Below are 25,381 nucleotides of genomic sequence, written 5' to 3' on the forward strand. Positions count from 1 at the left end.
GACATAGCGAGCGAACCATGGCGGAAGTCAATCTGGTCGAAGCGGTCAACCTGGCGCTGGCCCACGCGCTGGCCAACGATCCCGACGTGCTGCTGCTGGGCGAGGACATCGGCGTCAACGGCGGCGTGTTCCGCGCCACCGTGGGCCTGCAGGCGCGCTTCGGCGCGGCGCGGGTCATGGACACGCCGCTGGCTGAAGGCGGCATCGTCGGCGCAGCCATCGGCATGGCGGCGATGGGGCTGAAGCCCGTGGCCGAGATCCAGTTCACCGGCTTTATCTATCCGGCGATCGACCACATCATCAATCATGCCGGGCGCATGCGGCACCGCACGCGCGGGCGGCTGTCCTGTCCGATGGTGGTGCGCTCGCCGTTCGGCGCCGGCATCCATGCGCCCGAGCATCATTCGGAGAGCCCGGAGGCGATGTTCGCGCATATGCCCGGCGTGCGCGTCGTGGTGCCGTCGTCCCCGGCGCGCGCTTACGGCCTGCTGCTGGCCTCCATCTCCGATCCCGACCCCGTCATCTTCCTGGAGCCCACGCGGCTGTACCGGCTGTTCCGCCAGGAAGTGGCCGACGACGGCGCGGCGCTGCCGCTGGACACCTGCTTCACGCTGCGCGAAGGCAGTGACATCACGCTGGTGAGCTGGGGCGCGATGATGCAGGAAACGCTGGCCGCGGCGGACGAGCTCGCCGCCGAAGGCGTGACCGCCACGGTGATCGACGTGGCCACGCTCAAGCCGCTCGACATGCAGACCATCCTGGATTCGGTGGCCAGCACCGGCCGCTGCGTGATCGTGCACGAGGCCCCGCGCACCGCGGGCTTCGGCGCCGAAATCGCGGCGGGGCTGGCCGACGCGGGGCTCTATTCGCTGGCCGCGCCGGTGCAGCGCGTGGCAGGCTTCGATACCGTGGTGCCGCTGGCGCGGCTGGAATATACCTACCTTCCCAGCGTCGCGCGCATCCTCGACGCGGCGCGCAAGGCCATGGCGGCATGAGCTGAATGAATGACAAGGGTGGGCAAGGAGTGACGATGAGAGTCTTCAAGCTGCCCGACCTGGGCGAAGGCCTGCAAGAGGCCGAGATCGTGACCTGGCATGTCAAGGCAGGCGATACCGTGGCCGCCGACCAGCCGCTGCTGTCGGTGGAGACGGCCAAGGCCATCGTCGAGATCCCGTCGCCCTATGCGGGCACCATCGCCAAATTGCATGCGCAGCCGGGCGATATCGTGCACCTGGGCGCGCCGCTGGTGGCCTTCGAGGGCGCGGGCGAGGATGCCGATGCGGGCACGGTGGTGGGTTCGGTCCAGGTGGGCACGCGCGTGGTCAATGAAGCCGCGCCGCCGGGCGCTGCGCCTGCGGCTGGCATGGCGTCGCGCGTCAAGGCCACGCCGGCGGTGCGCGCGCTGGCACGGCGCCTCGGCGTGGATCTGGCGATGGCGACCGCCTCCGGTCCCGATGGCGTGATCACCGCCGACGACGTGGAGCGCGTGGCAGCCACGCTGGCGGAACTCGGCGCACCGGAAGTATTGCGCGGCGTGCGCCGCGCAATGGCGCAGAACATGGCGCGCGCGCAGAATGAGGTGGCCGCGGCCACGGTGATGGACGATGCCGATATCCACGCCTGGCAGGCCGGCGCCGATGTCACCATCCGGCTAGTGCGCGCGCTGGTGGCCGGCTGCCGCGCGGAGCCCGGACTCAATGCCTGGTACGAAGGCCAGACCGGGCGCCGCCATGTGCTGAAGAAGATCGACGTCGGCATCGCCGCCGACCTGCCCGAAGGCCTGTTCGTGCCGGTGCTGCGCGACGTGGGCAACCGCGACCCGGCCGACCTGCGCAAGGGCCTGGACCGCATGCGCACCGATATCCGCGCGCGCACCATCGCGCCGGAGGAGATGCGCGGCAATACCATCACGCTGTCCAACTTCGGCATGATCGCGGGCCGCTATGCCGCGCCGATCGTGGTGCCGCCCACAGTGGCGATCCTGGGGGCGGGACGCGTGCGCGATGAAGTGGTGGCGGCGGGCGGCGTGCCGGCCGTGCATCGGGTGATGCCGCTGAGCCTGACCTTTGACCATCGGGTGGTGACCGGTGGCGAGGCGGCGCGGTTCCTGGCGGCAGTGATTGCGGATCTGGAGTTGGCGGCGTAGCAAGGCTCACGTTCCGGTAGCGTCTGGAAACGCTTCCGCCCGTCGCGGACGCACCCCTCTCCCGCGCGCGGGAGAGGGGTGCAAACCGTCGCCTGCGGTCCTCGTTGGCGCTTGCTTGCCCTGTATATAATGCGGTTCGACTCCCCCGCCGTCCTCACACGCTGGACCGCCGCACACCCCTCATGGAATCCAAAACCGCCCGCCTCACCATCCTGATCGATCCGGTCAAGAAGAAGGCCTTCGGAACCCTGTGCGCCTCGCAGGACCTGACGCCCTCGCAGGTGGTGCGCCAGCTGATCCGCGACTACCTCGCGCAGCATGGCGTGGAATACGCCACCAAGGCGCGGCCGGCGGGCAATACCCGGCCGAAGAAGTAAGCCAGCGCAAGGCCTCGCCCACTAGATTCCTGCATCCCCCGCCAGCACGCTGCAGCGCCTTGCCGCATCCGCCAGCGAATCCGCGTAGTTCTCCTCCCCCAGCACCGCCAGCACGCCCGCGCGCGCCAGTTTCGGCCTGACGCGCCCGTTGGCTTCGGCCAGCACCACCGCCACCCCACGCTTGCGCAGCGTGCCGATCACCGCTTCCAGCGTCTGCATGCCGGTCATGTCCATAAAGGGCACGCGCCCCAGCCGGATCAGCAGCACGCGTGGATCGGTATGCGTCTGCACCAGCGCGCGCTCGCAGGTCTCCACTGCGCCAAAGAAGAACGGTCCCTCGATCGAGTAGACCATCACGCCCGGCGGCATGCGCATGGGCAGGCCGCCCTGGTCGCCACCGGCCGTGCCCAGTTCGCGCTCGATCTCCAGCGCATCCTGGTGCGCCACTTCCACCGAGGCCGACATGCGCCGCAGGAACTGCAGCATGGCGAGTATCACGCCGATATTGACCGCCACCACCAGGTCGGTCAGCACGGTCAGCGTGACGGTGATCAGCAGGATCGCCACGTCGGCGCGCGGCGCACGGCGCACCATGCGCGCGAAGTGGCGCACCTCGCTCATGTTGTACGCCACCACGAACAGGATCGCCGCGAGCGTGGCCAGCGGCACGCTCGCCGCCAGCGGCGCCAGGAACAGCAGCACCATCACCAGTGTCAGCGCATGGACCACGCCAGCCAGCGGGCCGTTGCCGCCGTTGCGCACATTGGTGGCCGTGCGCGCGATCGCGCCGGTGGCGGCAAACCCGCCAAAGAGCGGCGCCAGGATATTGGCGATGCCCTGGCCCACCAGCTCCTGGTTGGAATCGTGCCGCGTGCCGGCCATGCCGTCGGCCACCACCGCCGACAGCAGCGATTCGATCGCGCCCAGCATGGCGATGGTGAACGCGGGCCCGGCCAGCTCGATCACGCGCGCCAGCGTGACCTCCGGCAGGGTTGGCGCCGGCAGCCCGCGCGGCAGCCCGCCAAAGGCACTGCCGATGGTGGCCACGCCGTCGAAGCCGCACAGCGCCTGCACCGTGGTCGCCACCACCAGCGCCACCAGCGGGCCGGGGATGCGGTGCAGCCAGCGCACCCGCGGCGCGCCCACCACCACGAGCAGGCTGCCGAGCGCCAGCGCGGTGGTGGCCGGATGCCATTGCGGCAGGGCCTGCAGCAGGTGCCAGAATTTTTCGTGGAAATGCTCGAGGCCGAAGAAATCCCGCCACTGCCCGACGAAGATGATGACGCCGATGCCCGCGGTAAAGCCGACGATCACCGGCGCCGGGATAAACCGGATCACACTGCCCAGCCGCGTCAGGCCCATCGCCAGCAGGATCAGCCCGGCCATCAGCGTGGCGATCTGCAGGCCGTCGATGCCGTAGCGCGCGGTGATCGCGGACAGACCCACGATGAAGGCGCCCGTGGGGCCTGCAATCTGCAGCCGGCTGCCGCCGAACAGGGACACCGCCAGCCCGGCGACGATGGCCGTGTACAGCCCCTGCTCCGGCTTGGCCCCGGAGGCAATCGCGAACGCCATCGCCAGCGGCAGCGCCACCACCCCGACGATCACGCCCGACACGAGGTTCGGCAGCCAGTTGCCGCGCCGGAACAGCCCGGCCAGCCATGCTTCGCGCAGCGCGATCATGCGTAGATCCCTTTCAGTCGTGGGGTGGGCGTGAAGGAGTGCAGGTGCATCGGATGATAACAGTATGTTAATACTCATAACATGCCCGCCCGGCACTTGCGGCTTGCGCCGCGGGGCGCAAGGACCTGGCATGAAGGCTTGCAAAAAGCGCGCCGGCACGCCCGCGTCACCCTGTCGTTATCACCGCCCAATTCCTATACTGGATGGGCTCGCCCGGCAGTCCGGGGGACGGGCCAGGCGGAGGCGGTAAATTTTTTCGCAATCGGAGGCCCACCATGTTCAAGCACCTCCTTGTCCCGACCGACGGTTCGCCGCGCGCCGAAGCCATGGCGGCCCGCGCCATGACGTTCGCCAGCCGCATCGGGGCCCGCGTGACCGGCCTGCATGTGATTCCCGAGTACCACATCCTGACCTACCGGCTGACCAGCCTGCAGGACACCAAGGACACCTTCGCCGCCGAAGCCGCGCGCCACGCGGACACCTTTCTCGCCGCGCTCAGCCGCGCCGCGGGACAGGCCGGCGTGCCCTGTGAAACCGTCACCGCCACCGACGACCATCCCTGGCAGGCCATCATCCAGTGCGCGGAGCAGCGCGGCTGCGACCTGATCGTGATGTCCTCGCACGGCCGGCGCGGGCTGCAGGCGCTGCTGATCGGCAGCGAGACGCAAAAGGTTCTGACACACAGCGCAATACCGGTGCTGGTATTCCGCTAGGCGCCAAGGCAACAGCGAGCGTCGCCGGTCGGCGACGCGCTTTTCCACCCCAATGCCAACTTGCAAGGAGCGCAACCATGGCGATTCGACTGGGCGAACAAGCCCCCGACTTCACCGCCGACACCACCGAGGGAAAGATCAAGTTCCATGAGTGGATCGGCGACAGCTGGGCCATCCTGTTCTCGCATCCCAAGGACTTCACGCCGGTATGCACCACCGAACTGGGCTATATGGCCGGGCTCAAGCCCGAGTTCGACAAGCGCAATACCAAGATCATCGGCCTGAGCGTCGACCCGGTCAGCGACCACCAGCGCTGGGCCAAGGACATCGAGGAAACGCAGGGCCATGCCGTCAACTACCCGATGATCGGCGACGCCGACCTGACCGTGGCCAAGCTCTACGACATGATCCACCCCGAGGCCAGCGGCAGCGGCCCGCGCACGGCGGTCGACAACGCGACCATCCGCTCGGTGTTCATCATCGGTCCGGACAAGAAGGTCAAGGCCATGCTGGTGTACCCGATGAGCGCCGGGCGCAATTTCGATGAAGTGCTGCGGCTGCTGGATTCGCTGCAGGTCAACGCCAAGCACACCGTGGCCACGCCGGTGAACTGGAAACCGGGCGAGGACGTCATCATTCCGACATCGGTTTCGGACGAAGATGCGAAGAAGAAATACCCGCAAGGCTTCAAGACCCTGAAGCCCTACCTGCGCACGGTGGAACAGCCCAAGTAGCGGGGGAGCAAGCGGGGAGCCAGGACAGGGAGAGGAGGCGAGCGACAGGGAGCGCAGCAAGAGCGTGCAGGTCACGCAAGCCGCAGGCAGGGGGTCCCGGCGCAGTACCGGCCGGGACCCCCTGACTTGTCCACAGGAACTATCCACAGGTTCGGTGGATATCCCCCCTCTTGACAACCGCAAAGGGCGCGCCGGCGCTGGAACGCACTGGAGTGCCCGTTTTATAGGCAGCCCGTATACGTACGGGAATGCTTGCGGCCGTCTGGATTTTGTGCCTGTTGCTGCCTGCCGTCTCGGCAGCAAAGGCAGCAATAAAAATGGCGGCACGATGGCCGCCGTTCGATGATTTTGTGACGATTCCAAGACAGGGCCGCAATGGCCCTCGGGAAACCGTCACCAAGTACTCAACGCGTCAGCACATCGCGGATGGTATCGGCCAGTTCCTTGGCAACGAACTTCGCCACATAGGCGTCCGCCCCCACTTTGCGCACCTGCTCCTCGCTGGCCTCGCCCGATAGTGACGAGTGAATCACCACCGGCAACTGCTTCAGCCGGCTGTCCGCCTTGATCTTGCGCGTCAGCGTAAAGCCGTCCATCTCCGGCATTTCCAGGTCAGTCAGCACCAGCGCCACCTCGTCGTGCACCGACTTGCCATGGCTGGCGGCCTCGGCGGCAATCTTGTCGAGCAGGTCCCAGGCCTCCTTGCCGGACTTGGTCATCACCACCGGCGCGCCCAGCGCCTTCAGCCCCTGCTCGATCAGCCCGCGCGCCAGCGCCGAATCGTCGGCGGCAATCACCCTGGCCCCGGGGCGCAGGTTCAGCTGCGGCCCGAGCGCGCCCGGGTCGACGTCCGGCTGGCGCGCCGGCAGCACGTCGCGCAGGATCTGCTCCACGTCCAGCACCTGCACCAGCCGCGCGTTGTCCGTGCCCGCATCCAGCTTGGCGATGCTGGTCACATGGCCGGTGCGCACGCTCGCCTCGGCCGAATGCACCTGGTTCCATTCCAGCCGCACGATTTCCTCGACCGCCTCCACCGCAAAGCCCTGCGTCGAGCGCGCGTACTCCGTCACCAGCAGGATGCCCAGCCCGCTGCGCGGCTTGCAGCCCACCAGCCTGGGCAGGTCGATCACCGGGATCACCTGGCCGCGGATATCGGACATGCCAAGGATCGACGGATCGGCACCGACCACCGTCGTCACCGGCGGCATCACCAGGATCTCGCGCACCTTGAACACGTTGATGCCGAACAGCTCCGACTGCCCGGTGTGCTCCGCGTCGCCGAGCCGGAACAGCAGCAGCTCGAACTGGTTGTTGTTGGTGAGGTTAGTCCGTTCGTCGATGTCCCTCATGGAACTGCTCATGCGTCGCTCCCGTGCCTGCGTTTGGATGGTGTTTGCCGCCGTCGTTGTCCTGTGCCTGCGGCCGCGGCGGATGGCGGGCGGCAGGGGTCATGACTGGATATCGGCCTGGGGAGCTGGTGGATTTAGCGCGAGACCCGGGACGTGGCGGCTTTATCTGCGCAAGCAACAACAAACAACGCCACGCTGGTGCGCAGCGTGGCGTTGTGGTTGAAACAGCAGTGAGACGCGATGCGGGGCGTGCTTATCCGCCGGCCAATGCCTGCAATATATGCACCTCGTCCGTCTCCTTCAGCGCCGCATCCAGCCGCATCAGCTGCGTACGGTTCACGAACACGCGGATATACGGCCGCAGCTTGCCCTGCTCGTCGACGATGCGAAAGCGCATGCCCGGAAACTGCCGGTCAAGGTCTTCGAGCAGTTCGCCGATGCAGGCACCATGGGCTTCGACGTACTCCCGCTGCCCGGTGTAGGAGAAGAGCGGCGTCGCGATGCGGACCTGCATGGATGTTCTCCGGATCGACTGTTGCGTCGTTACGCGGGCCGCGCCACGGTGACGGCGTAAACCTGCGGCAGATGGCTGGCGAGGCATTGCCATGAATCGCCCTCGTCGCCGCTGGCCCAGATCTCGCCGCCCGTGGTACCGAAGTACACGCCTACCGGCGCGTGGCCGTCGGCGGCCAGGGCCTGCCGCTTGACGGTAAACCAGCCCTGCTCCGGCGGCAGGCCGCGGTCCTGGCGCTGCCAGCTTTCGCCGCCGTCGCGCGTGACGTAGGCCGCCGGGCGGCCGCCGGGGCTGACGCGGGGCCAGACCTCGCTGCCGTCCATCGGGAAGACCCAGACGGTGCGGGCATCGCGCGGGTGGGCGACGATGGGGAAGCCGATGTCGCCGACCTCGGCCGGCATGGCTTCGCCGATGCGTTTCCATACGCCTTCGCTGCGGTTCATGCGGTAGATGCCGCAGTGGTTCTGCTGGTACAGGATGTCGGGCGCGGCGGGGTGTTGCAGCACGCAGTGCGGATCCTGGCCGTACTCCGGGTTGGGATCGGGCAGGAAGGTGGCGAGGCTGCCGCGGTTCAGCGGCTGCCAGTCGGCGCCGCCGTCGGTGCTCTCGAACACGCCACCGCTGGACATGCCGATATAGAGATGCCGCGCATCGCGCGGATCGACCAGCACGGAATGCATCTTGGGGCCGTCGGGCGTGCCGTCCTGCTCGCCGCCGGTCCATTCGCGCCGTTTCGGGTGGTCGTTGAAGCCGGACACCGGTTCCCAGGTCGCGCCGTGGTCGGTGCTGCGGAACAGGCCTTGCGGCGAGGTGCCGGCGTACCAGGTGCCGGGCTCGCTGGCGTGGCCGGGCGTAAGCCAGAACACGTGGTCGACGACGCGGCCGGTTTCGCCTTCCGGCACTTTGTCGAAGGCGGGAGGGCGCGTGGCTTCGGTCCAGTTGCGGCCGCCGTCGGTGGAGCGGAACACGGTCGGGCCAAGGTGGCCGGTGCGCGCGGCCATCAGCATGCGCGACGGTTCGCGCGGGTCCTGCACGATGTGGTGGATGGTGTGGCCGAGGAACGTCGGGCCCTGGATCTGCCAGTTGCGCCGCGCGGCGTCGCTGGTCAGGAACCAGGCGCCCTTGGTCGTGGCGACCAGCAACATCACGGGGCCGGTGTCGGGGGCAGTGGAAGTCGTCATCTTGGCTCCTGCAAGAAGGCCGTCGAATGATGCTTCCGAGTCTAGTACATGTAGACAGTGTTCACAATTGACGCTTGAGCCAATCTGCGCGAACGGCCGCAAGCTCCGGCGAATCGGCCGCGAAATAGCACGGAGTTAAAAGAGGATATCCGCAGGTTGGCTAGACATTGCCGCGTATGTATGGCATAAGCAATGTTCCTCCGACATCGCCGCCCCGACGCCCATGCTCCGCCCCGTTCGCTTCGCCGCACTGCACCGCCCGGCCCTGCCGGCGGCAGGCGTGCGCGCGGGCGCCGCACAGCGTCCGGGCGTTGCCATTGACCAGGCCGGTATCGGCCAGGTCCGCCGCGCCGTGCTTTTCCTGGCCGTGCGGGCAGCTCGGGGCACCACCCTCCAACCCTGAGCTTTCCCGCACGGCCCATGTCGCGGATGCCATCCGGTATCCGCCCGAACATGCAGCCAGGAGAAAGCCAGTCATGCCACCCCTCTACCGCCATACCGTTTGCGCCATGGTGGCGCTTGCCGCCCTCTACCTGATCCTCAATCCCTGAGCCGGGTGGAGTGCCGCCATGCCCTGCGCCTGCCGGCGCAGGCCCTCATGCCGCACATGCCGCTCATGCCGCTCGCGCGCTCGAACTGCGCATCGACGTAGACCTCGCGCCAGCTGACATCGAGCGCGAGCTCGGCGCCCTGCACGACCGCATCGGCCGGCCCGGCGACCGGCTTCACGCGATGCCGTCCTTGCCGGCGGGCGCGCCAGGCCTGCGCCTGCTCTACCGCGAGGCGGACGGCGAGTATTACGTGTATGTGGAAGACGTGATGCAGCGCCGGCTGGCGGGATATACCGTCTTCAACCGGCTGATCGAGGTCGGCCGCCGGGCCGATCCCTGGGTGCGCGCGCCGCATACGAAGTTTGCACCCGCTTACCAGCGCCGCGGCCTGGCCACGGCGCTGTACCGCTGGGCGCTGGATGGCGGGCTGTCCCTGCTGAGCGGCGCGCGGCAGTCCGCCGGCGCCAATGCGCTATGGCAGGCGCTGGGCAGCGACTATGCCGCCGGCTATGTGGACTTGCGCCACAAGACGCTGACGTGGCTTGGCGAGACAGTCAGCGCCGGGGTCCGGGATGGGCTGCACACGCGGATGCTGCTGCTCGGGCAGGGCTGGACGCTGCAGGCGTTCATGGACCGCACCGGCATGTACTGACGGTGACAGGACAGCGTTCAGAGATGCGTGATGGGCGCGGCGTCGCGGGCATTGCCCAGGTACAGCGTCCAGCCGCGGGCGAACCAGTCGCGCACGCGCGCCGAGAGCGAGCGGCCGGAACCCATGCGGGCGTAGCAAGCGACGTCGCGGGACGGCTCGACCGCCTGCCGGGACTTGGACTGGGTGGGCTGGCGATAGCGCGTGTCGGCGAGTACTTGCATGGCGGTTTTCCTTTCCGGATGGGAGGGAGATAGGCGAGATAGGCAGACGCCTCATGCTGCACATAAAACCATCGTGTGGTCGGCCAAATGAGGCGATTCAGGGTTATCCCTAGTATAGAGAAGTTACGCCCGAATCATCCGGGTCTGTCCCTATAGGCCCTATATCAGTCGCGTGATAACGCCAGGCCATCCCAAGCGCACTTGGGAGCGATCTCCCGTCCTAAGAGGCTGATTGCTCACATTCGATATTTCCCCCTGCACATGCCGCGCATTTTCCGGCCGTTATGACGGAATCCACGCGGTCACCTAGCCTTCAGCCTTGCCCAGATCACGCCCGCACAGAAGGCACCGACAAGCCGGCACACCGATAAAAGAGGGTCGGCCAGGTTCCGGCCCGATACCCAGAACCAAGTGAGACAAAGCCTGACGACGGTCCGTACGACGGACGTTGCAGCGCCCGCAAGGAGACAGATCATCATGATCGAACAGCCCTATCCGTCGTCGGTGACGGAAGCCGATGCCGCACGCCCCCAAGTCCCCCAAGTCCCAGAAGTCAGGAACCGGCTCGATGCCTATTTCCAGATCACCGCGCGCGGCAGCACCCAGCGGCGCGAAGTGGTGGCCGGCGTCACCACCTTCATGGCGATGGTCTACGCGGTGTTCGTCGTACCCGGCATGCTGGGCAAGGCGGGCTTTGACACCAGCGCGGTGTTCGTCGCCGTGTGCCTGACCACCGCGTTCGGTTCGCTGCTGATGGGCCTGTGGGCCAAGTTGCCGATTGCGATCGGCTGCGCGATTTCGCTGACCGCGTTCATGGCCTTCGGGCTGGTGCTGGGGCAGGGCCTGTCGCCGGCCGTCGCGCTGGGTGCGGTATTCCTGATGGGCGTGATCTTCACCGCGATCTCGGTCACCGGCGTGCGCTCCTGGATCCTGCGCAACCTGCCGGCCGGCGTAGCGCACGGCACCGGCATCGGCATCGGCCTGTTCCTGCTGCTGATCGCCTCGAACGAGGTCGGCCTGGTGGTCAAGAACGCCCACGCCGGCCTGCCGGTGTCACTGGGCAAGATCACCTCGTTCCCGGTGGTGATGTCGGTGCTGGGCCTGGCCGCAATCTTTGGCCTGGAGCGCCGCAAGGTGCCGGGCGGCATCCTGCTGGTGATCATCGCGATCTCGGCGCTGGGCCTGGCCTTCGATCCGGCGGTGAAGTTCGCCGGCGTGTTCGCGCTGCCGTCGTTGAGCGCGCCGGGCCATCAGTCGCTGATCGGCGCCATGGACGTGCGCGGCGCGCTGTCGGCGGCGGTGCTGCCGAGCGTGCTGGCGCTGGTGATGACCGCGGTGTTTGACGCTACCGGCACCATCCGTGCCGTCGCCGGACAAGCCGGGCAGCTCAACGCCGCCGGCCATATCCACAACGGCGGGCGCGCACTGACCGCGGACTCGGTCAGCTCGATCTTCTCGGCGATGTTCGGCGGCGCCCCGGCCGCGGCCTATATCGAATCGACCGTGGGCGTGGCCGCCGGTGCCAAGACCGGCCTGACCGCGGTGGTGGTGGGCCTGCTGTTCGTGACGGTGATGTTCTGCTCGCCGCTGGCCGCGCTGGTGCCGTCGTACGCTACCGCGCCGGCGCTGATGTACGTGGGCCTGCTGATGCTGTCCAGCGTCAGCCGCCTGCATATGGACGACCTGGTCGATGCGCTCGCGGGCCTGGTTTGCGCCGTCTTTATCGTGCTCACCTGCAATATTGTCACCGGCATCATGCTGGGCTTCTGCACCCTGGTGGTGGGCCGCGTGGTCGCCGGCGAATGGCGCAAGCTCAATCTGGGCACGGTTGCCATCGCCGTCGTGCTGGCCGCGTTCTATGCCAGTGGCTGGGCCATCTGACCGATGCCTGCCGCGTCCCGGGCGCCGTGCCCGGGACGCTGACAACGAGTTGTCTCCTCCACCGTGATCCAGGTGGATTTCAAGCCCGGGCTTCCTGCTTTCCCGGGCTTTTTTTTGGCCTGTCGGTTTATTCAGCCACTGCCGAAATAACGTTTCGCCAAATCCCGCCTCACTGCGCCGGGCTCACTGCGCGTCCGCGCTCGCGCTCTGCATCGCGGCCATATCCATGTACACCAGTTCCCAGACGTGCCCATCCAGGTCCTGGAAGCCGTGGCCGTACATGAATCCCAAATCCATCGGCGGCTTGTAAGTATTGCCGCCCGCCGCGACCGCATCGCTCACCATTTGGTCGACGCGCGCACGGGTTTCCATCGACAGGCAAACCAGCACCTCGGTGAATTTGCGCGCATCGCAGATGTCGTTGGGCGAGAAGCTGCGGAACTTCGCTTCGGTCAGCAGCATGACGAAAATGTTCTCGCCCACGATCATGCAGGTGGCGGTCTCATCGGTGAATTGCGGATTGAACGAAAAGCCGAGCCGGGTAAAGAAGGCGATCGACTTTTGCAGGTCGCGGACGGGCAAATTGACAAAGATCTGCTGGCTCATCGGGGGCTCCGGTAGTCGTGTCGGGCGCTGCGCGGGGCGCAGACAAACAGTCTAGGCGCTAAACCCCCGGTTGCGCGATTATGATTGCCCTTAAAGCGAGGGGAAACCCGGGCATTGAACTACGCAATTCGGACCGCATTGTGTGGTGTGAAACGGTCGATTCGGCCGGCAATCAATCTGTCCGTGCATTCTCCGTTATTTTTTGTAAAATTTTTTATGTCAACCGCCAACGCAATTTCTAGTACCATGCACCGGCCTATTTGCAGAAAGGGGATATAAATGGCGACATACAAGCAACTCCTGGCTGAGAAGGAAGCGCTGGAAGCCAAGCTGAATGAAGTGCGCGCATCGGAAGTGGCTGGCGTGATCGACAAAATCCGCGAGCTGATGACCGAATATGGCCTGACCGCCGAAGACATCCTGCCCCGGCGCAAGCGTGGCCGCCCGGCCGGCACGGCCAGCAAGAAGGCGGCCTCGGGCCTGCCTCCCAAGTACATGGATCCCAAGACCGGCAAGACCTGGTCTGGGCGCGGCCGTGCCCCGGCCTGGCTGGGCAAGCGCCCGGAACGCTTCCTGATCGAGCAATAAGCCAGGCGCTGGCGATTAAGCGGACGTGCGCTGAAACGCCCGTATTAATCGCCGTGCCCCGATCGCCAGCGCGCTGTCACAGCGCCTGGCAGACATACTCCTTGCGCAGCGCCCTGAAGCCCTGCTGGGTCGGCTCGGTGGTGAGGCGCGCGCCCCCCTCCGCGAGCGGCTGCATGCGCAATACCTGCGCCGAGCACTGGCTCGCCGTCTCGTCCCGCCGATAGCGGATCTCATACTGGGCACCGGCCTGCGGCACGAACGACACGCCCGCGGCACAGCGCATCTCCGGCAACGGGAGCGCCGCGGCCGACGTCACCGCCAGGTAGATGCGCCGCCCGGCCTCGACCAGCCGCTCACGCGTGCGCGCGGGCGGCTCAGGCGGGCGCCCTGGCATGTCCAGGCCACGGTCCCGTCCCATCGCCGACAACTGCTTGCCCATCCCCGCCAGCACCAGCGGCCGGGCCGGCACCGGGCATTTGGCCGGATCGACCACGGTGAACGAGGTGTTGTCGTCGGTGCTGGTCAGCAGACGCACGCTCGCGGTGGGGGCGCCGGACGGCACGCGGTACTGAGCCACGCAGCCGGGCAGTGCCACGGCGGCGGCGAGCAGCGGCAACAGGACAAGGCGGGGCGGGACTGCGGACGACCGGTCATGGCGCATGGCGGCAGGCAGGTGGAGTCGCGGTTAGGCCAACCAGGTTGGCCGCAGTATGGCGGCAGAAGCCGCCCGGATGACGCACGATGGCGGCACGGCGTCGGCCCATCGCAGGTACGGGCGACGCCGGCATGCACCAGAGCCCGCCAAGCTTAACGGTTTACGCCGCGTCGCGGCAGCCGCACAAACCCATGTTGAAAACCCCGACGTGATATCCACAGAATCTGTGGATATCCTCCCCCATGCCTCCCCGGAAAGCCCAGTCTGTGCGCCACCGCACCGGACCGCCCAAATTTTAGGCAACGAGTTGCATCCCCCTTCCCGGCCCGGTTCTGCGCGGCCTCGCACTTATTCACGCCTTTGCTTAGCCGGCTAGGCCACACTCCGGCACGTCCTGTGCCCTTGAAGGCGCGCCTGGCACCGCGTAATCTTTTTGTTACCGGGGGCTGCACTGGCGCTTGCGCCGACCAGCCAGACAATGACAATGACAATACAAGAGCCCTACCAAGCCGGGCCGTTGCCTCGTGACCTGCTGCACGCGCTGCGTGAAGGCGGTTACGACGTATCGGCACTCGCGCCCGCCCCGGAATCCGATACCGACCTCCCGTCCGCCGCGCCGGTGGCCGGGCCGCAGCAGGCCAGCCATCTGCTGTGCGCCGTCTACCAGGCCACCGGCGACCCGGCCATCGGCCTGTGGCTGGGCAGCCGGATGCAGCCCGACCTGCTCGGCCTGGCCGGCTTGCCCGCCATGGCCGGCCCATCGCTGGGCACCGCGTTGCGGCGCATCGCGCGCTACCAGCGACTGATGTCGGGCGACCGCATCGAGCTGCGCCGCCAGGGCGACGAGGCCTGGGTCTGCATCTGCCCGAGCGAGCCCGAAGCGCCCGACGCCCGCCCGCGCATCGACATGGAACTGTGTTCGCTGCTGGCCTTCGGACGCCAGTTCACGAGCAAGCCGCTGCATCCGCTGCGCGTGTCGCTGCGCATCGGCCAGCCGGACTGGCACCGGCGTTATACCGAGGCGTTCGATTGCCCGGTGCGCTTCGGCGAGCCGGAAGACGCGATCGTGTTCGGCCGCCGCGACTTGGCGCTGCGGCTGATGGCGCGCGCCCGCTCGGGCCCGTCGACACCGTCGGCCACGCACGAGCCGCGGCCGTCGGCGGCGTCGCTGGACGACGTCCGCGCCGCCCTGCAACAGCTCGCGGGCGAACGCGCGCTGAGCCTGGCCGCGGTGGCGCGCCACCTCGACGTCAGCGAGCGCACGCTGCAGCGCCGGCTGATGGCCGCGGGCACGGGCTTCCGGGCGCTGTGCGAGGAGGCGCGCCGCGACCTGGCCGGCCGCTACCTGACGGAGGGCGCGATGTCGCTGGGAGAGATCGCGTTCCGGCTCGGCTTTGACGATGCCAACTCTTTCTTCCGCGCCTTCCGCCGCTGGACCGGCATGACGCCGGGCGACTACCGGCGCGCAGCAGCGCACCCGCCCGCCTAGCGCAGGGAGCGGGGCCGGCGCCTTACGCGCCGGCCGCCTGCCCCCACGGCGGGTTGTCGCCGAAGCGCTCGGCCAGGAAATCGACAAAGGCGCGCACCCGCGGCGGCACCAGCCGGCGCTGCGGCATCACCGCGTGGATGCCGGTGTCTGCCACCGGGTAGTCCTCCAGCACCTGTACCAGCCGGCCGGCGCGCAGGTCGGCGCAGACATGCCAGGTGGAATGCAGCGCGATGCCGAAGCCGGCCAGCGCCGCATCGGGCGTGAGGTTGGAAAACGGCAGCCGCGCCACCGTGCCCGTGGCGCAAGCCTGCCCATGATCCCGCACTTCAGCCCGGCTTGCCGTCCACCCGCGGGCGCGCAAGCCGCGGCGCATAGGTCAGCGCGTAGAGAGCGAACCCCGCCACCCAGCACGCGCCCGCACCCCAGATCCAATGCAAATACCCGGCCGGCCACAGCATCGGCCCGAACACCCGCAGCACCGCGGCGGCAGCCACCAGCCAGTAGGCCACGGTTTCCGCGCGGCCCGCCGCCAGCATGCGTCCGGTGTGGCCCAACGCCGTGCGCGTGATCATGGCGATGATCGCCACGCCGAGCACGCCGACGGTGAAGGCATGCGTCGCCAGCCCGGCCATCACCAGCCCGAGCGCGCCCAGCGCCTGCAATGCCAGCGCCACCGGCAGCCACGCATAGGCCAGGTGCAGCACCCACAGCAGCGGCCGGTTGCCCACCGCGTAGCCGCGCCATCCGGCTACGCGCACGGCAAGCACCGCGGCGGCCAGCAACGACAGCGCCGCCGCCAGCCAGCCCGGCAACGGCAGCAGCCCTGACGCCAGCCCCAGCACCGCCGCAGGCACCACCATGCGATCCACCTGCCGGAATTGCCGCAGGCGGAATCCCGGGATCGCATTGGTCGTGAACATCGGGATGACGCGACCGCCGATCACCACCACGAACAGCGTCACCAGCGCCACGCCGGCGCGACACGCCTGCATCGCGGCACCATCCTGGCCGCGCGCCTGCAGCCACAGGCTGGCGATGTCGGCCACGGCAAGCAGCCACAGCGCCAGCGCGAGCGGATAGTTGCGGCGGTTGCCGGCCTTTGCCAGCGTGCGCGTGAAGGCCAGCGCCGCCAGCGGCAGGAACGCGCCCTCGATCACGAAGGCCGCGGTGCCCGGCGCCACCCACATGCCCACGCGCCCCGCCAGCCACAGCAGGAACAGCACCGCCAGGGCGGCGCCAGTCGGTGTGGGCTGCCCCGTCCATGCGCGCCCCGCGGTGAACAGGAAGCCGACCACGATGGCAGCGGCAAATCCAAACACCATCTCGTGCGCATGCCAGAACATCGCCGGGATCGCGGCTGCCGGACCGACCGCAGTCACACCCGCCAGCATCGCCGACCACGCCCCGATCGCCAGCGCGGCGAACACCGCCCCGCCCAGGTAGAACGGCCGGAACCCCAGCGCAAACAGGGCAAAGCCGCGCGGCGGCGGCCCGGCGGGCGTCTTGCCGGATGGCGACGGGCGCCGGGCGGGAAGGATCGGGATGGTTTCCATGGCGGAGTAAAGAAGTCAGGTAGACCGGCAGCGCCGGTGCGGTATGCGCCGGATTCTTGATCCAGCGCAGGATTGCCGCATGCACGCGAACGGATGCGTCGGTGCTGCAAGCACGATAGCACCGCCGCCGTGCCGATGGCCTCCGTCGGTAGAACTACCTCCAAAGGCAGATCGCTCCCTCGCCTGCGCTGTGCTGCCGGCGAATAGGCAGCGCAAGTGGCCGCCCCTACTCTGGCATCACCCCCGCCAAAGTTGACACAGGAGCATGGCCATGGCCACCCAACCACGCGCGCCGGAGCCCGTACCGCCCGGTGCCGCAATCACGCTGGCGTCGAGCACTTTCGCCTTTACCATCTGCTTTGCCGTCTGGATGCTGTTCGCCGTCCTCGGCATTCCGCTCAAGCAGGAACTCGGTCTCAACGACACGGAATTCGGGCTGCTGGCGGCCACGCCCGTGCTGAGCGGCTCACTGATTCGCGTGCCGCTGGGCATCTGGACCGACCGCTTCGGCGGCCGCAAGGTCTTCTTCGCGCTAATGCTGGCCACAGTGATCCCGATCTGGCTGATCTCGTACGCGCACACGCTGTGGCAGCTGCTGGTGCTGGGCCTGTTCGTCGGGCTGGCCGGCGGTTCGTTCTCGGTCGGCACGCCGTACGTGGCGCGCTGGTTCCCGCGCTCGCGCCAGGGCCTGGCGATGGGCATCTTCGGCGCCGGCAACTCGGGCGCGGCGCTGACCAAGTTCGTTGCGCCGGCGATGATCCTGGCCGCCGGCACCTGGACCGTAGTACCGCGCGTGTATTCGGTGGCGATGCTCATCACCGCCGTGCTGTTCTGGGTGTTCTCGCGCAGCAACCCGGCGCACCTGGTGAAGTCCAGCGTCGGCTGGCGCGAGCAGCTCGCCGTGATGCGCGACCCGCGCGTGTGGCGCTACTCGCAGTACTACTCGGTGGTGTTCGGCGGCTATGTCGGCCTGTCGCTGTGGATGACGAAGTACTACATCGGCGAATACGGCTTCGATATCAAGACCGCCGCCTTCCTGGCCGCGTGCTTCTCGCTGCCCGGCGGCGTGCTGCGCGCCATCGGCGGCTGGATCTCCGACCGCTACGGTGCGCACCGCACCACCTGGTGGGTGATGTGGGTGTGCTGGGTCGGCTTCTTCCTGCTGAGCTATCCGCAGACGGACTTCATCATCCAGACCACCAGCGGCCCGCAGGGCTTCCGCATCGCGCTGACGCCCACCGTCTTCACCTTCCTGCTGTTCGTGGTGGGCATCGCCTTTGCCATCGGCAAGGCCTCGGTCTTCAAGTTCATCTCCAACGACTTCACGCACAACATTGGCGCGGTCTCGGGCGTGGTCGGCCTGGCCGGCGGGCTGGGCGGCTTCGTGCTGCCGATCCTGTTCGGCATGCTGGCCGACCTGACCGGCGTACGCAGCAGCTGCTTCATGCTGATGTACGGCACCGTGTGCGTGAGCCTGGTGTGGATGCACTACAGCCAGCGCGGCGAGCGCCGGCGCAAGGAACAGGCCGTCGGCCTCACGCAGGCCGCCTGACGGCTCCACTGAACGCTCACCCTTCAAGCGCGCCTCCGCGCTCTCAACCAAGGCACACCTATCATGACCTCATCCGTACTCACCCGCTGGGAGCCCGAGAACGCGGCGTTCTGGCAAAGCGAAGGCGAGCGCATTGCCTACCGCAACCTGTGGATCTCGATCCCGGCGCTGATGCTGGCCTTCGTGGTCTGGATGCTGTGGAGCGTGGTCGCGGTCAACCTCGACCGCGCCGGCTTCCAGTTCACCAAGAACCAGCTGTTCTGGCTCACCGCGCTGCCGGCGCTGTCCGGGGCCACGCTGCGCATCTTCTATTCCTTCCTGGTGCCGGTCTTTGGCGGACGCCGCTTTACCGCGATCTCCACCGCGCTGCTGCTGATCCCGGCGCTGGGCATGGGCGTCGCGCTGCGCGACCCGTCCACCGGCTATCCGACGCTGCTGGTGCTGGCGCTGCTGTGCGGGCTGGGCGGCGCCAACTTCAGTTCATCGATGGCCAATATCAGCTTCTTCTTCCCGAAGGCGAAGAAGGGGCTGGCCACCGGCCTGAACGCCGGCATCGGCAATCTCGGCGTGTCGGTGGTGCAGTTCGTCACGCCGCTTGTCGTGTCGGTAGCGGTGTTCGGCGCGCTCGGCGGCGAGCCGCAGCAGTACCAGGCCAACGGCGCCACGCACGACCTGTGGCTGCAGAACGCCGGCTTCATCTGGGTACCGTTCATCATCGTCTCGGCGCTGGCGGCGTGGTTCGGCATGCATGACATCGCGGATGCCAAGGCATCGTTTGCCGAGCAGGCCGTGATCTTCAAGCGTAAGCACAACTGGCTGATGTGCTGGCTGTACGTGGGCACCTTCGGCTCGTTCATCGGCTTCTCGGCGGGGCTGGCGCTGCTGACCAAGTCACAGTTCCCCGGTGTGAACCCGACCGCCTACGCGTTCCTGGGGCCGCTGGTAGGCGCGCTGACGCGGCCGGTAGGTGGCTGGATCTCCGACAAGCTCGGCGGCGCGCGCGTCACGCTGTGGACCTTCGTCGGCATGATCGCGGCAGTGTTCGCGGTACTGGCGACGCTGCCACATGACGGCGCCGGCGGCAACTTCACATTCTTCCTGGCCGCCTTCATCGCGTTGTTCGCGCTTACCGGCATCGGCAATGGCTCGACCTTCCGCATGATCCCCGTGATCTTCCTGACCGAGCGCCAGCGCGCCGCCAGGGGCAAGGGCGATGCCGCGCAGCGGCAGGCGCTGCAGGAAGCCGGCAAGGAATCCGCAGCGGTGCTGGGCTTCTCCGGCGCAATCGGCGCGTACGGGGGCTTCTTCATTCCCAAGAGCTTCGGCACCTCGCTGGAGCTGACCGGCGCACCCGATGCCGCGCTGTACTGCTTTATCGCCTTCTACGTCAGCTGCGTGCTGGTGACGTGGTGGTGCTACGCGCGCCGCAACGCCCCCATGCCCTGCTGACCGTCTTGCCGGCCGGACTAGTTCTGTCGAACTAGTCCCGCGCGCGGCACCTAGCCCGATCGCCACGCGGCGGCTGTTCCACCAGCGAATTGGCTGCCGCCCGCCTCCCCCATAAGCTGAGGGTGTCCCTGCAAGCGCTCCCGCAACAGCCGGAGCACCCGCAGAAAAGCCCTCGCGGAGAACAAAGCAATGAGTCATTTCCTGGATCGACTGAAGTTCATGTCGCGCGTCAAGTCCACCTATGCGGATGGCCACGGCGCGGTGGTGAACGAAGACCGCAAGTGGGAAGACGGCTATCGCAGCCGCTGGCAGCACGACAAGATCGTGCGCTCGACCCACGGCGTGAACTGCACCGGCTCCTGCTCCTGGAAGGTCTACGTGAAGAACGGCCTGATCACGTGGGAAACCCAGCAGACCGACTACCCGCGCACGCGCCCGGACCTGCCCAACCATGAGCCGCGCGGCTGCCCGCGCGGCGCCTCGTACAGCTGGTACGTCTACTCCGCGCAGCGCGTCAAGTACCCGATGATCCGCGGCCGCCTGATGGAGATGTGGCGCGAGGCCCGCAAGACCATGGACCCGGTCGCCGCGTGGGAATCGATCAGCCAGGACCCGGTCAAGGCCGCGCGCTACAAGAGCGTGCGCGGCCAGGGCGGCTTCGTGCGTGCCGACTGGAACACCGCCACCGAGATCATCGCCGCGGCCAATGCCTTTACCGTGAAGAAGTTCGGCCCGGACCGCGTGATCGGCTTCTCGCCGATCCCGGCCATGTCGATGGTGTCGTATGCCGCCGGCGCGCGCTACCTGAGCCTGCTCGGTGGCGCCTGCCTGTCGTTCTACGACTGGTACTGCGACCTGCCGCCGGCCAGCCCGCAGGTCTGGGGCGAACAGACCGACGTGCCGGAATCGGCCGACTGGTACAACTCCACCTACCTGATGGTGTGGGGCTCCAACGTGCCGCAGACCCGCACGCCCGACGCGCACTTCTACACCGAGGTCCGTTACAAGGGCACCAAGACCGTGGCGGTGTCGTCCGACTTCGGCGAGATGGTCAAGTTCGGCGACATCTGGCTCGCGCCGAAGCAAGGCACCGACGCCGCGCTGGCGATGGCCATGGGCCACGTGGTGCTGAAGGAATTCCACGCCAGCGGCAAGTCCGCCTACTTCCGCGACTACGTGAAGCAGTACACCGACATGCCGATGCTTGTGCTGCTGCGTGACAACCAGGGCACGCTGGTGCCCGACCACTTCCTGCGCGCCTCGCACCTGGCCGATAACCTCGGCGAAGCCAACCATCCCGAGTGGAAGACCCTATTGGTCGACGACGCCACCGGCGAGATCGTCGCGCCCAATGGCTCGATCGGCTTCCGCTGGGGCGAAGGCGCTCACAACGGCGGCGAGAAGGTCGGGCGCTGGAACCTGGAGATGAAGGACGGCGGCAGCGGCCGCGCGGTCGAGCCGCGTCTGTCGCTGCTCGGCAAGGAAGACGAGGTGGTGGAAGTGGGCTTCCCCTACTTCGGCGGCGAACACGACGAACTGCTGCGCCGCCGCGTGCCGGCGCGCCGGCTGACGCTGCCTGACGGCAGCACCGCGCTGGTGGCCACCGTGTACGACCTGCAGATGGCCAACTACGGCGTGGATCAGGGACTCGGCGGCCCGAACGTTGCCGCTTCGTACGACGATGACGTGCCCTACACCCCCGCCTGGCAGGAAAAGCACACCTCCGTCCCGGCCCGGCTGGTGACGCAGGTAGCGCGCGAGTTCGCCGACAATGCCGACCGCACCCAGGGCAAGAGCATGGTGATCGTCGGTGCCGCGCTCAATCACTGGTACCACAACGACATGATCTACCGCGGCATCATCAACCTGCTGATGATGTGCGGCTGCATCGGCAAGAGCGGCGGCGGCTGGGCCCACTACGTCGGGCAGGAAAAGCTGCGGCCGCAGTTCGGCTGGGCGCCGCTGGCCTTCGGCCTGGACTGGTCGCGCCCGCCGCGCCAGATGAACGGCACCTCGTTCTTCTACAACCACACCAGCCAGTGGCGCCACGAGAAGCTGGGCGTCGACGAGATCCTGTCGCCGACCGCCGACCGCAAGCGCTATGACGGACTGTCGCTGCTGGACCTGAACGCACGCTCGGAACGCATGGGCTGGCTGCCGTCGGCACCGCAGCTCGGCACCAATCCGCTCGACGTGGTCGATGCGGCCGAGCGCGCCGGCAAGGACCCGGTGGCCTACACCGTCGAACAGCTGAAGTCCGGCGAGCTGCAGTTCGCCTGCGACGATCCCGACAACCCGGCCAACTTCCCGCGCAATATGTTCGTGTGGCGCTCCAACATCCTGGGCAGCTCGGGCAAGGGGCACGAGTACTTCCTGAAGTACCTGCTGGGCACGCAGAACGCCGTGTTCGGCGACGAGGATGACGCGATCAAGCCGAGCGAAGTCAACGTGCGCCCGGCCGCCGAAGGCAAGCTGGACCTGCTGACCGTGCTGGATTTCCGCATGAGCACCACCTGCCTGTACGGCGACATCGTGCTGCCCACCGCCACCTGGTACGAGAAGGACGACCTCAACACGTCCGACATGCACCCCTTTATCCACCCGCTGTCCGAAGCCGTGCAACCGCTGTGGGAAAGCAAGACCGACTGGGAGATCTACAAGGCCATCGCGAAGAAGTTCAGCGAGATCGCCGGGCCCTATCTTGGCACGCGCAAGGACCTGGTGTGCACGCCGCTTCTGCACGACACCCCGGGCGAACTGGGCCAGCCGTTCGAGCCGAAGGACTGGAAGGCCGGCGAGTGCGACCTGATCCCCGGCAAGACCGCGCCGTCGATGACCGTGGTGGAGCGCAACTACGCGGACATCTACAAGAAGTTCACCTCGATCGGGCCGCTGCTGGACAAGCTTGGCAATGGCGGCAAGGGCATCAACTGGAACACCCAGCATGAAGTGAAGGAGATCGGCCAGCTCAGCCACACTGTGAAGGAACCCGGCGTCAGCCAGGGCCGCCCGCGGCTGGAGAGCGCGATCGACGCCGCAGAGATGATCCTGACCTTCGCGCCCGAGACCAACGGCCATGTCGCCGTCAAGGCGTGGGAAGCGCTGTCGAAGATCACCGGCCGCGACCACACCCACCTGGCCGAAGGCCGCGAGCACGACAAGATCCGCTTCCGCGACGTGCAGGCGCAGCCGCGCAAGATCATCTCCGCGCCGACCTGGTCGGGCCTGGAATCGGAAGAGGTCAGCTACAACGCCGGCTACACCAACGTGCATGAGCTGATCCCCTGGCGCACGCTGACCGGCCGCCAGCAGTTCTGGCAGGACCACCGCTGGATGCTGGACTTCGGCGAAGGCGCGTGTGTGTACAAGCCGGCCATCGACACCAAGACCGTGGCGCCGATGCTGGGCAAGAAGCCCAACGGCAACCCGGAGCTGGTGCTGAACTGGATCACGCCACACCAGAAGTGGGGCATCCACTCCACCTACTCGGACAACCTGCGCATGCTGACGCTGTCGCGCGGCGGCCCGCACGTGTGGATCTCCGAGACCGAGGCCAAGGCCAACGGCATCCGCGACAACGACTGGGTCGAGGTGTTCAACGTCAACGGCACGCTGACCGCCCGCGTAGTGGTGTCGCAGCGTGTGCCCAAGGGCATGTGTTTGATGTACCACGCCCAGGAAAAGATCGTGAACGTGCCCGGCGCCGAGACCAGCGGCATGCGCGGCGGCATCCATAACTCGGTCACGCGCGCTGTGACCAAGCCCACCCACATGATCGGCGGCTATGCGCAGCTGGCTTACGGCTTCAACTACTACGGGACCGTGGGCAGCAACCGCGATGAGTTCGTGATCCTGCGCAAGATGAAGAAGGTCGACTGGCTGGAAGGGCCGCTCGTGGAAAAGACAGTGAAGGAAGGAGCCTCGCAATGAAGATCCGTGCCCAGGTGGCCATGGTGCTGAACCTCGACAAGTGCATCGGCTGCCATACCTGCTCCGTGACCTGCAAGAACGTCTGGACCAGCCGCGACGGCGTCGAGTACGCCTGGTTCAACAACGTCGAGACCAAGCCCGGCATCGGCTACCCGAAGGAATGGGAGAACCAGGACAAGTGGCAGGGCGGCTGGAAGCGCAACGCCGACGGCACGCTGGAGCCGCGCCAGGGCGGCAAGCTGAAGATCCTGGCGAACCTGTTCGCCAACCCCAACCTGCCGCAGATCGACGAGTACTACGAGCCCTTCACCTACGACTACGAGCACCTGCAGAAGGCGCCGCTGGTGCAGACGCCGCCCACCGCGCGCCCGGTGTCGGTGCTGACCGGCCGCAAGATGGAAAAGATCGAGTGGGGCCCGAACTGGGAAGACGACCTCGGCGGCGAGTTCAGCTCGCGCGGCCGCGACAAGCTTTTCGACGACGTGCAGAAGGAGATGTACTCGACCTTCGAGAACACCTTCATGATGTACCTGCCGCGCCTGTGCGAGCACTGCCTGAACCCGGCCTGCGTCGCTTCGTGCCCGTCCGGCTCGATCTACAAGCGCGAGGACGACGGCATCGTGCTGGTCGACCAGGACAAGTGCCGCGGCTGGCGCATGTGCATCTCGGGCTGCCCGTACAAGAAGATCTACTTCAACTGGCAGAGCGGCAAGGCCGAGAAGTGCCTGTTCTGCTATCCGCGCATCGAGGCCGGCCAGCCCACGGTCTGCTCCGAGACCTGCGTCGGCCGCATCCGCTACCTCGGCGTGATGCTGTACGACGCCGATCGCATCGAGCAGGCGGCATCGGTGGCCGATGAGCGCGACCTGTACCAGTCGCAGCTCGACGTCTTCCTCGATCCGCACGACCCGGCGGTGCAGGCCGAGGCGCTGCGCCAGGGCATCCCCCAAACCTGGCTGGACGCCGCGCGCAAGTCGCCGGTCTACAAGATGGCGTGCGAGTGGAAGATCGCCTTCCCGCTGCACCCGGAGTACCGCACCCTGCCGATGGTCTGGTACGTCCCGCCGCTGTCGCCGATCCAGTCGGCGGCCGAGGCCGGCCACATGGGCATGAACGGCGTGATCCCGGACGTCAAGAGCCTGCGCATCCCGGTGAAGTACTTGGCGAACCTGCTGACGGCGGGCGACGTGATGCCGGTACTGTCCGCGCTGGACCGCATGCTGGCAATGCGCGCCTACAAGCGCTCGCAGGTGGTGGACGGCGTGCAGGACCTGAATGTGCTGGAGCAGGTGGGCCTGACGCCCGCGCAGGTCGAGGACATGTACCAGACCATGGCCATCGCCAACTATGAGGACCGTTTCGTGATCCCGTCCTCGCACAAGGAGATGGTCGAGGACAGCTTCAACGACAAGGCCAGCTGCGGCTTCACCTTCGGCAACGGCTGCTCGGGCGGCACCTCGGACGGCTCGCTGTTCGGCAAGAAGCCGCAAGGCAGCGTCCACTTTGTCGACATGCCCAAGTCGCGCAAGAAAGCCGTGATGAGCTGAGCGCGCATCC

Annotated in this window: 23 protein-coding genes and 1 pseudogene; 14 read left to right on the forward strand and 10 right to left on the reverse strand. The window is 67.3% G+C overall.

Annotated features, from left to right (window positions below):
• Positions 1-17 precede the first annotated feature (17 nt).
• The 3 genes from K307_RS17285 (at position 18) to K307_RS17295 (ending at position 2,523) form a co-directional block, all read left to right on the forward strand.
• Complete coding sequence (locus K307_RS17285; protein WP_042879917.1) at positions 18-995, forward strand: alpha-ketoacid dehydrogenase subunit beta; 978 nt, start codon at positions 18-20, stop codon at positions 993-995.
• A 35-nt stretch (positions 996-1,030) separates the two neighbouring features.
• Positions 1,031-2,146, forward strand: coding sequence for a dihydrolipoamide acetyltransferase family protein (locus K307_RS17290; protein ID WP_042879918.1), 1,116 nt, complete (start codon positions 1,031-1,033; stop codon positions 2,144-2,146).
• A gap of 182 nt (positions 2,147-2,328) precedes the next feature.
• The gene (locus tag K307_RS17295) at positions 2,329-2,523 is read left to right on the forward strand and encodes a hypothetical protein (RefSeq protein ID WP_042879919.1); all 195 of its coding nucleotides are present in this window, start codon (positions 2,329-2,331) and stop codon (positions 2,521-2,523) included.
• A 21-nt stretch (positions 2,524-2,544) separates the two neighbouring features.
• On the opposite strand, the gene K307_RS17300 is transcribed toward K307_RS17295, so the two are convergent.
• Entirely contained in the window at positions 2,545-4,206 is a 1,662-nt protein-coding gene (locus K307_RS17300; protein ID WP_042879922.1) for a SulP family inorganic anion transporter, read from the reverse strand.
• 275 nt (positions 4,207-4,481) lie between these two features.
• Between K307_RS17300 and K307_RS17305 the strand changes: the two genes are divergently transcribed.
• Together K307_RS17305 and K307_RS17310 are read left to right on the forward strand one after the other, a co-directional pair.
• A complete protein-coding gene (locus K307_RS17305) occupies positions 4,482-4,919 on the forward strand; it encodes a universal stress protein (RefSeq protein ID WP_042879925.1) in 438 nt (145 codons plus the stop codon).
• 77 nt (positions 4,920-4,996) lie between these two features.
• Entirely contained in the window at positions 4,997-5,653 is a 657-nt protein-coding gene (locus K307_RS17310; RefSeq protein WP_042879926.1) for a peroxiredoxin, read from the forward strand.
• 404 nt (positions 5,654-6,057) lie between these two features.
• Here the strand turns inward: K307_RS17310 and K307_RS17315 are convergent, their stop codons facing one another.
• The 3 genes from K307_RS17315 to K307_RS17325 form a co-directional block, all read right to left on the reverse strand.
• A complete protein-coding gene (locus K307_RS17315) occupies positions 6,058-7,014 on the reverse strand; it encodes a chemotaxis protein (RefSeq protein WP_042879927.1) in 957 nt (318 codons plus the stop codon).
• Between the two features lie 241 nt (positions 7,015-7,255).
• Positions 7,256-7,516 (reverse strand): MoaD/ThiS family protein, encoded by a 261-nt coding sequence (locus K307_RS17320; RefSeq protein ID WP_042879929.1) that lies wholly within the window; start codon positions 7,514-7,516, stop codon positions 7,256-7,258.
• 29 nt (positions 7,517-7,545) lie between these two features.
• Positions 7,546-8,697 carry a sialidase family protein gene (locus K307_RS17325; RefSeq protein WP_042879931.1) on the reverse strand — a complete coding sequence of 384 codons (1,152 nt, stop codon included), beginning with the start codon at positions 8,695-8,697 and terminating at the stop codon, positions 7,546-7,548.
• Between the two features lie 223 nt (positions 8,698-8,920).
• Here K307_RS17325 and K307_RS17330 point away from each other — a divergent pair, with 223 nt between their 5' ends.
• A complete protein-coding gene (locus tag K307_RS17330; protein ID WP_042879933.1) occupies positions 8,921-9,100 on the forward strand; it encodes a hypothetical protein in 180 nt (59 codons plus the stop codon).
• A gap of 137 nt (positions 9,101-9,237) precedes the next feature.
• Here K307_RS17330 and K307_RS48570 read toward each other — a convergent pair whose 3' ends face one another.
• Entirely contained in the window at positions 9,238-9,426 is a 189-nt protein-coding gene (locus tag K307_RS48570) for a hypothetical protein (RefSeq protein ID WP_196251602.1), read from the reverse strand.
• Between the two features lie 3 nt (positions 9,427-9,429).
• Between K307_RS48570 and K307_RS17335 the strand changes: the two genes are divergently transcribed.
• Complete coding sequence (locus K307_RS17335) at positions 9,430-9,900, forward strand: N-acetyltransferase (protein WP_419187126.1); 471 nt, start codon at positions 9,430-9,432, stop codon at positions 9,898-9,900.
• Positions 9,901-9,917: 17 nt separating this feature from the next.
• Here K307_RS17335 and K307_RS17340 read toward each other — a convergent pair whose 3' ends face one another.
• The gene (locus K307_RS17340; RefSeq protein WP_042879935.1) at positions 9,918-10,121 is read right to left on the reverse strand and encodes a hypothetical protein; all 204 of its coding nucleotides are present in this window, start codon (positions 10,119-10,121) and stop codon (positions 9,918-9,920) included.
• A 477-nt stretch (positions 10,122-10,598) separates the two neighbouring features.
• Here K307_RS17340 and K307_RS17345 point away from each other — a divergent pair, with 477 nt between their 5' ends.
• Entirely contained in the window at positions 10,599-12,002 is a 1,404-nt protein-coding gene (locus tag K307_RS17345) for an NCS2 family permease (protein WP_042879937.1), read from the forward strand.
• A 183-nt stretch (positions 12,003-12,185) separates the two neighbouring features.
• Here K307_RS17345 and K307_RS17350 read toward each other — a convergent pair whose 3' ends face one another.
• The gene (locus K307_RS17350; RefSeq protein ID WP_042879939.1) at positions 12,186-12,608 is read right to left on the reverse strand and encodes a VOC family protein; all 423 of its coding nucleotides are present in this window, start codon (positions 12,606-12,608) and stop codon (positions 12,186-12,188) included.
• Between the two features lie 279 nt (positions 12,609-12,887).
• Between K307_RS17350 and K307_RS17355 the strand changes: the two genes are divergently transcribed.
• The gene (locus K307_RS17355; RefSeq protein ID WP_042879940.1) at positions 12,888-13,196 is read left to right on the forward strand and encodes an H-NS histone family protein; all 309 of its coding nucleotides are present in this window, start codon (positions 12,888-12,890) and stop codon (positions 13,194-13,196) included.
• Between the two features lie 76 nt (positions 13,197-13,272).
• Here the strand turns inward: K307_RS17355 and K307_RS17360 are convergent, their stop codons facing one another.
• A complete protein-coding gene (locus K307_RS17360; protein ID WP_230625733.1) occupies positions 13,273-13,773 on the reverse strand; it encodes a hypothetical protein in 501 nt (166 codons plus the stop codon).
• Between the two features lie 562 nt (positions 13,774-14,335).
• On the opposite strand from K307_RS17360, the gene K307_RS17365 reads away from it, so the two are divergent.
• A complete protein-coding gene (locus K307_RS17365) occupies positions 14,336-15,340 on the forward strand; it encodes an AraC family transcriptional regulator (RefSeq protein ID WP_230625735.1) in 1,005 nt (334 codons plus the stop codon).
• A gap of 22 nt (positions 15,341-15,362) precedes the next feature.
• Here the strand turns inward: K307_RS17365 and K307_RS17370 are convergent.
• Positions 15,363-15,605, reverse strand: a pseudogene (locus K307_RS17370) (LysR substrate-binding domain-containing protein); the annotation flags it as partial.
• Between the two features lie 61 nt (positions 15,606-15,666).
• A complete protein-coding gene (locus tag K307_RS17375; RefSeq protein ID WP_042879947.1) occupies positions 15,667-16,893 on the reverse strand; it encodes an NnrS family protein in 1,227 nt (408 codons plus the stop codon).
• A gap of 271 nt (positions 16,894-17,164) precedes the next feature.
• Here K307_RS17375 and K307_RS17380 point away from each other — a divergent pair, with 271 nt between their 5' ends.
• From K307_RS17380 to narH, 4 genes are all read left to right on the forward strand, one after another.
• Entirely contained in the window at positions 17,165-18,445 is a 1,281-nt protein-coding gene (locus K307_RS17380) for an MFS transporter (RefSeq protein ID WP_042879948.1), read from the forward strand.
• Positions 18,446-18,508: 63 nt separating this feature from the next.
• Positions 18,509-19,894 carry a NarK family nitrate/nitrite MFS transporter gene (locus tag K307_RS17385; protein WP_042879950.1) on the forward strand — a complete coding sequence of 462 codons (1,386 nt, stop codon included), beginning with the start codon at positions 18,509-18,511 and terminating at the stop codon, positions 19,892-19,894.
• A 189-nt stretch (positions 19,895-20,083) separates the two neighbouring features.
• Complete coding sequence (locus K307_RS17390; protein ID WP_042879952.1) at positions 20,084-23,824, forward strand: nitrate reductase subunit alpha; 3,741 nt, start codon at positions 20,084-20,086, stop codon at positions 23,822-23,824.
• Positions 23,821-25,371, forward strand: coding sequence for a nitrate reductase subunit beta (narH, locus tag K307_RS17395; RefSeq protein ID WP_042879953.1), 1,551 nt, complete (start codon positions 23,821-23,823; stop codon positions 25,369-25,371). The genes K307_RS17390 and narH overlap by 4 nt, the downstream gene beginning before the upstream one ends.
• The last annotated feature ends 10 nt before the right edge of the window (positions 25,372-25,381 follow it).

The organism is Cupriavidus necator A5-1, from assembly GCF_000744095.1.
GTDB classification, from domain to species: Bacteria; Pseudomonadota; Gammaproteobacteria; order Burkholderiales; family Burkholderiaceae; genus Cupriavidus; species Cupriavidus necator_A.

Bases quoted from the DNA above. Each gene is read 5' to 3' on its own strand.
- K307_RS17295 (WP_042879919.1), top strand. From the start codon at position 2,329: ATGGAATCCAAAACCGCCCGCCTCACCATCCTGATCGATCCGGTCAAG.
- K307_RS17285 (WP_042879917.1), top strand. From the start codon at position 18: ATGGCGGAAGTCAATCTGGTCGAAGCGGTCAACCTGGCGCTGGCCCAC.
- K307_RS17290 (WP_042879918.1), top strand. From the start codon at position 1,031: ATGAGAGTCTTCAAGCTGCCCGACCTGGGCGAAGGCCTGCAAGAGGCC.
- K307_RS17330 (WP_042879933.1), top strand. From the start codon at position 8,921: ATGCTCCGCCCCGTTCGCTTCGCCGCACTGCACCGCCCGGCCCTGCCG.
- K307_RS17300 (WP_042879922.1), bottom strand. From the start codon at position 4,206: ATGATCGCGCTGCGCGAAGCATGGCTGGCCGGGCTGTTCCGGCGCGGC.
- narH (WP_042879953.1), top strand. From the start codon at position 23,821: ATGAAGATCCGTGCCCAGGTGGCCATGGTGCTGAACCTCGACAAGTGC.
- K307_RS17355 (WP_042879940.1), top strand. From the start codon at position 12,888: ATGGCGACATACAAGCAACTCCTGGCTGAGAAGGAAGCGCTGGAAGCC.
- K307_RS17375 (WP_042879947.1), bottom strand. From the start codon at position 16,893: ATGGAAACCATCCCGATCCTTCCCGCCCGGCGCCCGTCGCCATCCGGC.
- K307_RS17345 (WP_042879937.1), top strand. From the start codon at position 10,599: ATGATCGAACAGCCCTATCCGTCGTCGGTGACGGAAGCCGATGCCGCA.
- K307_RS17335 (WP_419187126.1), top strand. From the start codon at position 9,430: ATGCCGTCCTTGCCGGCGGGCGCGCCAGGCCTGCGCCTGCTCTACCGC.
- K307_RS17350 (WP_042879939.1), bottom strand. From the start codon at position 12,608: ATGAGCCAGCAGATCTTTGTCAATTTGCCCGTCCGCGACCTGCAAAAG.
- K307_RS17325 (WP_042879931.1), bottom strand. From the start codon at position 8,697: ATGACGACTTCCACTGCCCCCGACACCGGCCCCGTGATGTTGCTGGTC.
- K307_RS17340 (WP_042879935.1), bottom strand. From the start codon at position 10,121: ATGCAAGTACTCGCCGACACGCGCTATCGCCAGCCCACCCAGTCCAAG.
- K307_RS17385 (WP_042879950.1), top strand. From the start codon at position 18,509: ATGACCTCATCCGTACTCACCCGCTGGGAGCCCGAGAACGCGGCGTTC.
- K307_RS17365 (WP_230625735.1), top strand. From the start codon at position 14,336: ATGACAATACAAGAGCCCTACCAAGCCGGGCCGTTGCCTCGTGACCTG.
- K307_RS17320 (WP_042879929.1), bottom strand. From the start codon at position 7,516: ATGCAGGTCCGCATCGCGACGCCGCTCTTCTCCTACACCGGGCAGCGG.
- K307_RS17315 (WP_042879927.1), bottom strand. From the start codon at position 7,014: ATGAGCAGTTCCATGAGGGACATCGACGAACGGACTAACCTCACCAAC.
- K307_RS17310 (WP_042879926.1), top strand. From the start codon at position 4,997: ATGGCGATTCGACTGGGCGAACAAGCCCCCGACTTCACCGCCGACACC.
- K307_RS17305 (WP_042879925.1), top strand. From the start codon at position 4,482: ATGTTCAAGCACCTCCTTGTCCCGACCGACGGTTCGCCGCGCGCCGAA.
- K307_RS17390 (WP_042879952.1), top strand. From the start codon at position 20,084: ATGAGTCATTTCCTGGATCGACTGAAGTTCATGTCGCGCGTCAAGTCC.
- K307_RS17380 (WP_042879948.1), top strand. From the start codon at position 17,165: ATGGCCACCCAACCACGCGCGCCGGAGCCCGTACCGCCCGGTGCCGCA.